This window comes from Streptomyces sp. PA03-3a (genome assembly GCF_033792735.1).
GTDB lineage: Bacteria > Actinomycetota > Actinomycetes > Streptomycetales > Streptomycetaceae > Actinacidiphila.
On sequence record NZ_JARAVM010000045.1, the window covers coordinates 46,038 to 58,106 of the forward strand.

Annotated in this window: 7 protein-coding genes; 2 read left to right on the forward strand and 5 right to left on the reverse strand. The window is 72.6% G+C overall.

Features of this window, described 5'->3' with window-relative positions; translation table 11 throughout:
• Nucleotides 1–13: 13 nt before the first annotated feature.
• The 3 genes from mfd to PV342_RS35995 form a co-directional block, all read right to left on the reverse strand.
• A complete protein-coding gene (gene mfd, locus PV342_RS35985) occupies nucleotides 14–3,553 on the reverse strand; it encodes a transcription-repair coupling factor (protein WP_500320364.1) in 3,540 nt (1,179 codons plus the stop codon).
• A gap of 234 nt (nucleotides 3,554–3,787) precedes the next feature.
• On the reverse strand, nucleotides 3,788–6,367 hold the full coding sequence (locus PV342_RS35990; protein ID WP_400802648.1) for an ABC transporter permease: 2,580 nt from the start codon (nucleotides 6,365–6,367) through the stop codon (nucleotides 3,788–3,790).
• Complete coding sequence (locus PV342_RS35995) at nucleotides 6,364–7,152, reverse strand: ABC transporter ATP-binding protein (RefSeq protein ID WP_500320366.1); 789 nt, start codon at nucleotides 7,150–7,152, stop codon at nucleotides 6,364–6,366. Before PV342_RS35995 ends, PV342_RS35990 begins: the two co-directional genes overlap by 4 nt.
• A gap of 367 nt (nucleotides 7,153–7,519) precedes the next feature.
• Here PV342_RS35995 and PV342_RS36000 point away from each other — a divergent pair, with 367 nt between their 5' ends.
• Both PV342_RS36000 and PV342_RS36005 read left to right on the forward strand, forming a co-directional pair.
• Nucleotides 7,520–9,007 carry an MFS transporter gene (locus PV342_RS36000; protein ID WP_500320367.1) on the forward strand — a complete coding sequence of 496 codons (1,488 nt, stop codon included), beginning with the start codon at nucleotides 7,520–7,522 and terminating at the stop codon, nucleotides 9,005–9,007.
• Between the two features lie 4 nt (nucleotides 9,008–9,011).
• Nucleotides 9,012–9,596, forward strand: a complete 585-nt coding sequence (locus PV342_RS36005; RefSeq protein WP_500320369.1) for a Uma2 family endonuclease — start codon at nucleotides 9,012–9,014, stop codon at nucleotides 9,594–9,596.
• Here the strand turns inward: PV342_RS36005 and PV342_RS36010 are convergent.
• Together PV342_RS36010 and PV342_RS36015 are read right to left on the reverse strand one after the other, a co-directional pair.
• Entirely contained in the window at nucleotides 9,581–10,558 is a 978-nt protein-coding gene (locus PV342_RS36010) for a DivIVA domain-containing protein (protein WP_400802660.1), read from the reverse strand. The genes PV342_RS36005 and PV342_RS36010 overlap by 16 nt on opposite strands.
• 100 nt (nucleotides 10,559–10,658) lie before the next feature.
• Nucleotides 10,659–12,069: SUKH-4 family immunity protein (locus PV342_RS36015; RefSeq protein ID WP_500320371.1), on the reverse strand; the 1,411-nt coding region annotated here is incomplete at its 5' end.

Genomic DNA, 12,069 nt, shown 5'->3' on the forward strand with positions numbered 1-12,069 from the left:
GTCCCCGGAGGCCTCAGCCGTCCAGGACCGCGGTCAGCAACTCGGCCGTCCACGTCAGCAGTTCCCGGCCGACCACCGGCTTGCCGCCGATCCGCGCCGTGGCGGGACGCGGCACGAGGATCTGCCTGGCCGCCTGCTTCACCACCGTGCGGGGGTAGAGGCGGTTGAGCCGCAGCTCCTGCGACTCCCTCAACTCCACCGGCGAGAAGCGGACGTTGCTGCCCTGCAGCGTGATGTCGCTGACCCCGAGACGGCGGGCCAGCAGCCTCAGCCCGGCGACCAGCAGCAGGTTCTCCACCGGCTCCGGGAGCTTGCCGTACCGGTCGGTGAGCTCCTCGCGGACGGCCTTGATGTCCTCCTCGGAGTTCACCGCGGCGATCGACCGGTAGGCCTGCAGCCGCAGCCGCTCGCCCGGCGCGTAGTCGTGCGGGACGTGCGCGTCGACCGGCAGCTCGATCTTGACCTCCAGCGGGGCCTCCTCGACCTCGCCGCCGCCCTCCTCCAGCGCGGTCCGGTAGTCGGCGACGGCTTCGCCGACCATGCGGATGTACAGGTCGAAGCCGACGCCCGCGATGTGACCGGACTGCTCGCCGCCGAGCAGATTGCCCGCGCCGCGGATCTCCAGGTCCTTCATGGCGACGTACATGCCGGCGCCCATCTCGGTGTGCTGGGCGATCGTCGCCAGCCGCTCGTGCGCGGTCTCGGTGAGGGGCTTCTCCGGCGGGTACAGGAAGTACGCGTAACCCCGCTCGCGGCTGCGGCCGACCCGGCCGCGCAACTGGTGCAGCTGGGAGAGGCCGAAGGTGTCGCCGCGCTCGACGATGAGCGTGTTGGCGTTGGAGATGTCGATGCCGGACTCGACGATCGTCGTGGAGACCAGCACGTCGAACTTCTTCTCCCAGAAGTCCACCACGACCTGCTCCAGCGCGGACTCGCCCATCTGCCCGTGCGCGGTGGCGATCCGCGCCTCGGGCACCAGGTCGCGCAGCCGCGCGGCGGCCCTGTCGATGCTCTCCACCCGGTTGTGGATGTAGAAGGCCTGGCCCTCGCGCAGCAGTTCGCGGCGGACCGCGGCGGCGATCTGCTTCTCCTCGTACGGGCCGACGAAGGTCAGCACCGGGTGCCGCTCCTCCGGCGGGGTGGTGATCGTCGACATCTCGCGGATGCCGGTGACCGCCATCTCCAGGGTGCGCGGGATCGGGGTGGCGGACATCGTCAGCACGTCGACGTTGGCGCGGAGCTTCTTCAGCTGCTCCTTGTGCTCGACGCCGAAGCGCTGCTCCTCGTCGACGATGACCAGGCCCAGGTCCTTGAACTTGGTCTCCGACGAGAACAGGCGGTGGGTGCCGATGACGACGTCCACCGACCCCTCGCGCAGGCCCTCCAGGACGGCCTTGGCCTCGGCGTCGGTCTGGAAGCGGGAGAGCGCCCTCACCACGACCGGGAACTGCGAGTAGCGCTCGGAGAAGGTGCCGAAGTGCTGCTGGACCAGCAGGGTGGTGGGCACCAGGACGGCCACCTGCTTGCCGTCCTGCACGGCCTTGAAGGCCGCCCGCACCGCGATCTCGGTCTTGCCGTAGCCGACGTCGCCGCAGATCAGCCGGTCCATCGGGACCGACTTCTCCATGTCCTCCTTGACCTCGGCGATCGTGGTGAGCTGGTCCGGGGTCTCCGCGTACGGGAACGCGTCCTCCAGCTCCCGCTGCCAGGGGGTGTCCGGCGCGAAGGTGTGGCCGGGCGCCGCCATGCGGGCGGAGTACAGCCGGATCAGGTCGGCGGCGATCTCCTTGACCGCCTTCTTGGCGCGCGCCTTGGTCTTCGTCCAGTCCGCGCCGCCGAGCCGGTGCAGCGAGGGGGCCTCGCCGCCGACGTACTTGGTGATCTGCTCCAGCTGGTCGGTGGGCACGAAGAGCCGGTCGCCCGGCTGGCCCTTCTTCGCCGGGGCGTACTCGACCACCAGGTACTCGCGGGTGGCGCCCTGGACGGTGCGCTGCACCATCTCCACGTAGCGGCCCACGCCGTGCTGCTCGTGGACGATGAAGTCGCCCGCCTGCAGCGTCAGCGGGTCGATGCTCTTGCGGCGCCGGGACGGCATGCGGCCCATGTCCTTGGTGGAGGACTTCTGGCCGGACAGGTCGGTCTCGGTGAGGACGGCGATCCTCAGCGACGGATCGACGAAGCCGCTCTCCAGCGAGCCGCAGGCCACATGGACCACGGACGGCTCGACGGGACCCTCCAGACCCGTGTCCAGACGGGCCGCGATGCCCTCGTTGCCCAGCACCTCCACGATGCGGGCGGCGGGGCCGTGGCCCTCGGTGACGAAGACCGCGCGCCAGCCCTCGGCGAGCCAGCCCTTGGTGTCGGCCAGCGCCCGGGCGGTGTCGCCCCGGTAGACCTCGGGAGCGTGCATGCCGAGCTTGAGGGTGTCGGCGTCCAGCTCGTCGTCGGCCGCGAACGGGCTCACCGACCACCAGGGGACGCCCAGCTCGCGGGCCCGGTCGCGTACGTCCGCGATGCTCCACAACGAGGCCGCGCCCAGGTCGATCGGCGCCTCGCCGCCCCCCGCGGAGGCGGCCCAGGAGGCCTCCAGGAACTCCCGGCTGGTCGCCACGAGGTCGGCGGCCCGGGTACGGACCCGCTCCGGGTCGCAGACCACGGCCAGCGACCCGGCCGGCAGCACGTCCAGCAGCAGCTCCATGTCGTCCACCAGCACCGGGGCGAGGGACTCCATGCCCTCCACGGCGATGCCCTGGGCGATCTTGTCCAGCAGTTCGCGCAGCTGCGGGTGCTCCTCCGCCAGCTCGGCGGCGCGGGCCCGCACCTCCTCGGTGAGCAGCAGCTCCCGGCAGGGCGGCGCCCACAGCCCGTGCTCGGCGACCTCCAGCGAGCGCTGGTCGGCCACCTTGAAGTAGCGGATCTCCTCGACGTCGTCACCCCAGAACTCCACCCGGAGCGGATGCTCCTCGGTGGGCGGGAAGACGTCCAGGATCCCGCCGCGCACGGCGAACTCGCCGCGCTTCTCCACCAGCTCCACCCGGGCGTACGCGGCGGCGGCCAGGGCGTCGACCACCTCGTTCAGATCTGCGGTACGCCCGGTCCGCAGCGCCACGGGGACCAGATCGCCCAGGCCCTTGACCTGCGGCTGCAGCACGGAGCGGATCGGCGCCACGACGACGCGCACCGGGCCGGCGGTCGGGTCGTCCGCGCTGGGGTGCGCCAGACGGCGCAGCACGGCCAGCCGGCGGCCCACGGTGTCCGAGCGGGGCGACAGCCGCTCGTGCGGCAGCGTCTCCCAGGCCGGGTACTCCACGACCGAGTCCTCGGGCAGCAGCGACCGCAGCGCCGCGACCAGGTCCTCGGCCTCCCGGCCGGTCGCCGTCACCGCCAGCAGGGTGCGGCCGGAGCGGGCCGCGAGCGCGGCCAGGGCCAGCGGGCGGGCGGCGGGCGGACCCACCAGGTCGACGTGCGGGCGGTTGCCGTCCGCGGCGCCGCGGACCGCCTCCGCGAGCGCGGGATCGTCCACGACGACGTCGAGCAGACCGTTGAGGCTCATGTGGCTTTCCGTCCCAAGGGCAGACAGGCAGGGCAACGCGAACGGCCCGACGCGTGGAACGGGCCGGGGTGTCCCAGCGTACGACGCTCCGCGGACGCCCGGTGCCGTGAGCTGTGCCGCTCGGTCGTCAACCGGCCGCAAGGGGCACCCTGGACGCACCCCGGACGCACCCGCACACCGCAACGGCCCCGGGCACGCACAAGGCGTACCCGGGGCCGCAGCGCGCTCCGCGCGCTACTCCGTCGCGATCGCGCCCAGCACGTTCATCCGCCCCGCCCGGAACGCCGGCACCAGCGCCGCGACGAGCCCGACGAAGGCCGAGCCGATGAAGACGGTGATGATCGTCGGCCAGGGGATCTCCAGGATCCCGAGCCCCTGGAGTGCCAGCAGCTGCTGGGCCGAGGCGCCCCAGCCCATGCCGAGGCCGAGGCCGAGCACCGCGCCGAAGAGTGCGATGACGATCGACTCCAGGCGGATCATGCGCCGCAGCTGCCGCCGCGACATGCCGATCGCCCGCATGAGGCCGATCTCGCGGGTGCGCTCCACCACCGACAGGGCCAGGGTGTTCACGACGCCCAGGATCGCCACGATGATCGCCAGGGCCAGGAGGCCGTAGATCAGGTTGAGCAGCTGGCCGATCTGGTCCTTGAGCATCTGCTTGTAGTCGGCCTGGTTGCGGACCTGGACCTGCGGGAAGTCGTGCAGCGCCTTCTTCAGGCCCGCGTAGGCCGCGTCCTGCCGTCCGTCCTTGGCGGCGGCGAACATGATGTCGTTGATCGGCATCCGGTCGGCCGGGATGTGGCGCGCCGCGGTCGTGATGTTGGTGTACATCGCGCCCTGGTCGAAGACGGTGTCCGCGGAGGTGATGGCGGCGACGGTCAGCGTCGCCGTCTCGCCGTGCTCGAAGCGGACGGAGAGCTTGTCGCCGAGCTTGACCTTGTGCTTGTCGGCGAAGTCCTCGCCGACCGACATCGCGTTCGCGCCGTACGCGGCGGACAGCTCTCCGGCGACCGTCTTGACCTGCAGGTCCTGGGCGTAGGTGGGATCCGCGGCGGACAGGGAGGTGTCGGACACCGACCCGTCGGGGGCGGTGAGTTTCACGTCGAGGGACTTGTAGTCCGTGACGTGGGCGAGGTCCGGCGCGGCCTTGATGGCCCGCTCGATCTGCGGGGTGATCGGCTGGCCGCTGTCGGAGGCGATGATGAAGTCCGCGCCGACGGACTTGTCGAGCTGGTCGGTCGCCGAGGCCACCATGGAGGAGCCGACCACCGACAGGCCGGCGACGAGCGCGAGGCCGATCATGAGGGCGGCGGCGGTGGCGCCGGTGCGCCGCGGGTTGCGGAGCGCGTTGCGCTCGGCGAGACGGCCGACCGGGCCGAAGATCCGCAGGACGCCCGCGCTGATCACCCGGACGACGACGCCGGCGAGCAGCGGCCCGACGACCACGAAGCCGACCAGGGTGAGCAGGATGCCGAGGCCGAGGAACATCGAGCCGTCCGCGGCCTTGGTGGCCTGCACGGCGGCGAGCAGGGCGGCGGCCCCCGCGAGGGTGAGGACCAGGCCGATCGCGGCGCGCACCTTGCCCGCCCGGCCGTCGGCGGGGGTGCCGGCGTCGCGCAGCGCGGCCATCGGGGAGACCTTGCCGGCCCGCCGGGCGGGCAGGTACGCGGCGAGGACGGTCACCACGACGCCGAGGACGAGCCCGATGACCGGGGTGGAGGCCTTGACCGTCAGGGACGAGGTGTCGAGGTTCATGCCCACGCTGCCCATGAGGTTCATGAGCAGGACGGCGAGCCCGACGCCGCCGCCGATGCCGAGCACGGAGCCCACCACGCCGAGCAGCAGCGCCTCCACCAGCACCGAGCGGTTGACCTGGCGGCGGCTGGCGCCGATGGCCCGCATGAGGCCGATCTCCCGGGTGCGCTGGGCGACCAGCATCGAGAAGGTGTTGACGATCAGGAAGATGCCGACGAGGACGGCGATCCCGGCGAAGCCGAGCATCGCGTACTTGATGACGTCGAGGAAGCCGCCGATGTCCTTCTGGTTCTCGGCGGTCCACTCGGCCTGGGTCTGCACCTTGTAGCCGGCGGTGGAGCCGAGGGCGGCGGTGACGTTCTTCTTCAGCTGGTCGTCGCTGACCCCGGCCTTGGCGGTCAGGCCGACGCTGCTGAAGACGTCCTTGGCGCCGAGCACCTTGGTCTGGGTGGTGGGGGTGTCGAAGTAGAAGATCGCCGCACCGGGGTTGGTGACCTTGAAGGTGGCGATGCCGCTGATCCGGGCGTGGAACTCGCCGGGGATGGCGATGACACGCAGTTCGTCGCCCAGTTCGAGGTGCTTCTTGTCGGCGGTGTCGGCGTCGACCATCACCTCGGTGGGGCCGCGCGGGGCGTGGCCGGAGGTGACGTCGACCGAACGCAGCTCCGTGGAGTCCCAGTTGGTGGCGATGGTGGGGGCGCCGGAGGTCGGGCCGAGGTTTTCGCCGGCGGCGTCGGTGACGGTCAGGGTCTGGCTGTTGGCCTCGCCCGTCGCGGACTTGACGCCTTCGACGTCCTTCAGCCGCGCGACCGTGGCGGCCGGCACGGTGGCCGCCTTGGTGGTCATCTGCATCTCGTCGTCGCTGGGCGCGCCCTTGGGCGTGACCGTGACGTCCGACGCGGTGGCGGCGAAGAGCTTGTCGAAGGTGGAGGTCATGGTGTCGGTGAAGACGAGCGTGCCGCAGACGAAGCCCACCGACAGCAGGACGGCGATGGCGGACAGCGCCATGCGTCCCTTGTGCGCGACGAAGTTGCGCATCGAGGTCTTGACGACGGTCACGAGGTCCTCCCGCGCGCGTCGAAGTCCTTCATGCGCTCCAGTACGGAGTCGGCCGTCGGGTCCCGCATCTCGTCGACGATCCGGCCGTCGGCGAGGTAGAGGACGCGGTCGGCGTAGGAGGCGGCGACCGGGTCGTGCGTGACCATGACGATGGTCTGGCCGAGTTCGTCGACCGAGCGGCGCAGGAAGCCGAGGATCTCGGCGCCGGCGCGCGAGTCGAGGTTGCCGGTCGGCTCGTCGCCGAAGATGATCTCCGGGCGGGCGGCGAGGGCGCGCGCCACGGCGACGCGCTGCTGCTGGCCGCCGGAGAGCTGGCCGGGCCGGTGCTTGAGGCGGCCCGCCAGACCGACGGTCTCCACGACGCGCTGCAGCCACTGGGGGTCGGCCTTGCGGCCGGCGATGTCCATCGGCAGCGTGATGTTCTCGGCCGCGTTGAGGGTCGGCAGCAGGTTGAAGGCCTGGAAGATGAAGCCGATCTTGTCCCGGCGCAGCTGGGTGAGCTTCTTGTCCTTCAGTTGGGTGATCTCGGTCTCACCGACCCAGATCCGGCCTTCGCTCACGGTGTCGAGACCGGCGAGGCAGTGCATCAGGGTCGACTTGCCGGAGCCGGACGGCCCCATGATCGCGGTGAACCGGCTGCGGTCGATGTCGACGTCGACCGCGTCGAGGGCCACGACCCGGGTCTCGCCCGAGCCGTACGCCTTGGTGACCTGACGGGCCCGGGCGGCCACGGCCGTACGTTCTCCGCTGCCCCCGGACTTGGGAATCGATACTGCCGTTGTCACGTGGATGCTCCTGTTCGAGTGGTGCGCCGCGGTTTCCGGGCGTGCTTCGTCGCGTACCAAGACTGGCTTCGGGGAGGGGGCCGGAACGATGGTGCGGGTCTCCGTATCGGCCCGGGGGTTACCCCCACCAGAAGGCTAGGGAGCCCAGGAGGGTCTCCTCGTCCTCCGCCGGTACGAACCGGGGGTAGGAAAAAGTCGGGTGCGACCCCTAGGGGGCCTGCGCCTTTCGGCTGACCCGGCTCGGGGTCGAGACTGCACCCTCCGGTCGCGGGAGGTTCAAGCCCGGCCGTCCGGCCTGCGGGAACCCCCTGTGCGCGCGGGGGCCGGGCATGAAATCGTGTGTCGTACACACAACCAGGGGGGTCCCGTGGAGCGCACCGACCAGACCGCGGCCACAGCGGCCGCGACCGCGGCCGCCGAGGGGCCGCGGCGGCGCGGTCCGGTGGTCGCGGCGCTGATGCTGGCCATGGCGCTCGCGGCGATGGACTCCACGATCATCTCCACGGCGGTGCCGCAGATCGTCGGCGAGCTGGGCGGCTTCTCCGTCTTCTCCTGGCTCTTCTCCGGCTACCTGCTCGCGGTCACGGTGACGCTGCCGGTCTACGGCAAGCTCGCCGACACCTTCGGCCGCAAGCCCGTGCTGCTGACCGGCATCGGGATCTTCCTGCTGGGCTCGGTGCTCTGCGCCGGGGCGTGGAACATGGCCGGCCTGATCGCCTTCCGCATCGTCCAGGGTCTCGGCGGCGGCGCCATCCAGGGGACCGTGCAGACGATCGCCGGCGACCTGTACCCGCTCAAGGAGCGCGGCCGCATCCAGGCGGCGATCTCCACGGTCTGGGCGGTCTCCGCCGTCCTCGGGCCGCTGTGCGGCGGGCTCTTCGCCGGCTACGCCAGCTGGCGCTGGATCTTCCTGATCAACCTGCCCGTCGGCGCCGTCGCGCTGCTGCTCATCTCCCGGCATCTGCGCGAGCGGGTCGGCGAGCGGACCCGGCACCGGGTGGACTGGCCCGGCGCGCTGCTGCTCTTCCTCTCCGGCGGGCTGCTGATCACCGGCCTGGTCCAGAGCGGGCCCATCCGATGGTGGCTGCTCGGCGGCAGCCTCGTCCTGGGCGGCCTCACCGTGTGGGCCGAACGCCGGGCCGCCGAGCCGATCATCCCCGGCTGGGTCTGGCGGCGCCGGGTGATCGTCGCCGTCAACCTGGCCCTGGGCATGCTCGGCGTGCTGATGGTGGCCCCGACGGTCTTCCTCCCGACGTACGCCCAGACCGTGCTCGGGCTCGGGCCGATCGCGGCGGGCTTCGTGCTGTCGGTGATGACGCTCAGCTGGCCGCTGTCCGCCGCCCTCAGCAACCGCGTCTACCTGCGCATCGGCTTCCGCAACACCTCCGCCCTGGGCATGGCGGCCGCCACCGTCGTCCTCGTCGTGCTGGTGATGCTCCCGTACGCCGGTCCCGCCTGGCAGCCCACCCTGGTGATGCTGCTGCTCGGCGGCGCGCTCGGCCTCTTCCAGCTCCCGCTGATCGTCGGTGTCCAGTCCACCGTCCCGTGGAGCGAACGGGCCACCGCCACCTCGTCGATCCTCTTCTGCCGCCAGGTGGGCCAGAGCGTCGGCGCGGCCGTCTTCGGCGCCGTCGCCAACGCCACCCTCGCCTCGCGCCTGCACGGCTCCGGCACCGACCTCGACTCGATCGCCGGCCTCGCACACGCCGACGAGCAGGTGCGCCGCGCCGTCGCGGTGGCCGTCAACCACGTCTACGCGGGCGCGGCCGTCGCCGCGGTCCTGTCCCTGGCCGCCGTCCTCTTCGTGGCCCCCCGCCGCTTCCCGGTCCTGGAGGACGACCCGGCAGTACGGTGAGCCCATGCACGCAAAGGCCTATGCGCGCATGCGGGCCATCGCCGACGAGTTGATGGAGCGCGAGGACACCTGGGCCGTGGAGATCGGTGAGGGTGTCATCACGATGATGATGTCGCCGGTCAACCGGCACGAACTGATCGCCCTGCGGCTGCGGCGGCAGATCGAACGGCAGATGGCCGGCGATCCGGAGTGGGCCGGGCACGTGGCCCACTCCGGTCCAGAGATCGAGGCGCCCGCCATAGGGCGCATGCGCTGCCCGGACCTCGTCGTCGTGGCCGAACAGGCCCTCGACACTCCCGGTTTCCTCGACCCTGCCGACGTCGCGCTGGTGGCCGAGGTCGTCGCCACGTCCAACCCGGAGAACGACTACCGCGAGAAGACCCGGGACTACCCCGCCATGGGCATCCCGCTCTGCCTGATCATCGATCCGCGCGACAAGACGCTCGCCGTCCTCTCCGATCCGGGACCGGCGCCGGGCGACGCCGGACCGCGTTACCGGGCCCGCCACGACTACGCCTTCGGGGACGCCGTCCCCGTGGGGCCGTGGGTCCTCGACAGCGGGGAGTTCCCCGCCTACGACGGTTCCTGATCGTCCCCGGGTGAAGGGGAGGGCACGTCGGGGGCGGCGGTGCCCGCTTCCTCCTCGGCGTCGGGGACCTCGGCGTCGGGGACCTCACGGCCGGTGAGCGCGGCGAGGCTGCCGCGGACGTGGGCGAGGTGCTCGCGGATCTCCTCCCGGCGGACCTCGTGCTCGCGCAGTTCGCGTTCGGCGGCCAGACGGATGCGCTCCTCCCGCACCCGGGCCTGCGCGAGGAGTTCCGCTGCGGTGGTGTCGGCCTCCTCCTGGCGGCGCCGGGCGGCCTCCTCCGTCTCGGCCAGCGCCCGGCGGGCGTCGTCGACCATGGCCTCCGCGTAGGAGGTGAGTTCGGCCAGCCGGGAGTCCACCCCCGCCTCCGCCTCGGCGAGTTCGTGCTCCTGGGTGTCGAAGCGCTCGCGGTGCTCCTTCTCCAGTTCGGCGAGCGTGTGTTCACTGTCCAGGCGGGCGGCGTCGAGGTCGCGGGCGGCCCCGTCCCGCAGCAGCCGGGCCTCCTCGCGGGCCTCGCCGAGAGTCCGTCCGGCGTCGGCGCGGGCCTGCTCCAGCAGTTCCTCGGCCTGCTCGTCCGCGGCGCCTCGGCGGGCGTGGGCGGCCGCGCGCGCCTCGTCCATGAGCGTCCGGCGGGCGGCCTCGGCCGCGTCGTGCGCGTGCCGGGCCTCCTCCTCGGCCTGCTCGCGCACGGAGGTGGCCTCCTCCTCGACCAGCCGCAGCAGGTCCAGCGCGCCCTTGCCGAGGGATTCGTACGTGGGCGGCGAGAGCGTCGAGACCACGTCGCGCAGCGCCGCGCACTCCGCGGTCATCTCGTTGGCCAGGACGGTGAGCCGCGCGGCACGCTCCCAGGCAGCGTCGCGGTCCTCGGACAGCTCCTCCAGGAAGCGGTCGACCTGTTCGGTGCGGTACCCGCGGCCACGGACGGTGGCGAAGCCGTGGCCGCCGCGGGGGTGTGCCGTACTCATACCCCCATTCTCGGGGATTTGCCGGATTTGCCCATATCGCGACACTCCGACCGGCCCGCCGGCCGATCGGAGTGACACCGGACGGGCGTCCGGGCCAGGCCTAGAGCATCCCGTCCCACATCTGTTCGATGAGCACCGGCCACCAGTGCTCGGGCGAGGCCACCGCCGCCGGGTCGAGCGCGGCCAGCTGGTTCTGGAAGTCGACCGTCCAGCGGCCCGCCTGCTCCGGTGTCAGGCCCAGCCGCCAGCGCCACATCTTCCCGAGCAGCGCCAGGCAGCGGACGAACTCCGGCAGGCTGGTGTTGGCGAACTGCGGCACCGCCGCCGTCCCGCCCGGCCCGGCCTCCAGCGGCACCGCGACGATGTGCGCCGTGCCGTACTGCACGCACAGCTGGCGGCCGAAGTCATTGCCCATCACCAGGTACGAACCCGCGTCCGGGGCCGGCTGCACGCCCCGCTCGGCCGCCAGCTCCGCCAGGGTCGGCACCGGCCGCCCGGGCTGGGCCTGTGCCCAGAAGAACGGGCCGAAGTCCACCGGCAGCCCGGACCAGGTGAGCGTCTGCGCGACGAGGTCCGGCACGCCCTGGCGGGCGACCGCCCGCTGGTCGAAGCGGAACACGCCCTGCGGCCCGAAGGACTGCGCCAGTTCGTGCCCGATCGCGTCCAGCGGGACCGGGGGGACCCGCTGGATCCGGTGCGGCTCGGGCATCGGCACCCGGTGCGGGTGGGCGTGCGCCGGGGCGCTCGCCACCTGGTGCAGCTCGCCGAGGTGCGTCAGCAGGTGCTGGACGCCCGCGCGACGGCTCGCGTGGTCCTTGCCGTACGGGGCGGTGCTGCTGATCCGCACCTGGGGCCAGGTCTCGCGGATCATCCGGGCGCAGTAACCGCCCGGCAGGTCACACGACTCCAGCTCCGTGTGCAGCTCCAGCACCGCCTGCGGAGGCACCCCGAGGGCACGCAGCTCGTGCAGGATCTGCCACTCCGGATGCGGTGTGCCGGGCGCGGAGCGGCGGATCAGCTGCTGCTCCGAGCCGTCCTGCGCGCGGTAGCGGAGCACGGCCATGTAGCCGGGGCCGACCGTGGGCACGCCGGTGGGCGGCTGCGCCTGGGCCTGCGGCTGCGGCGGCTGGGGGTAGCCGTACGCCGCGGGCTGCTGCGCCACCGCCGGACCGGGCGGCGGGGGCAGGGGCGGTGCCGAGGCCCCGGCACCGCCGTCCGGGCGGGACAGCATCGTCGCGGCCTGGTGCACGTCCCCGGACGCGGGATTCGGCGGCGCCGGCGGCCCGGGCCGGTCGTTCGCGGGGAGCGCCTGCACGAGCTGCGTCGGCACGTACCCGGCGGCCGGGGTGCCGGGCACTCCCGGACCGGGCGGGGGCGCGGGCGGGCCGGGCGGGCCAGCATCGGCGCCGGGTGGTGGCGGAACCCCCCGGGCTCCGGTTCGCCGGGGTGGTATCAGCCGGAGAGTCCCAGGGCGCGGGCGAGGGCGGCCGTGACGCGGGCCGGCTCGATCA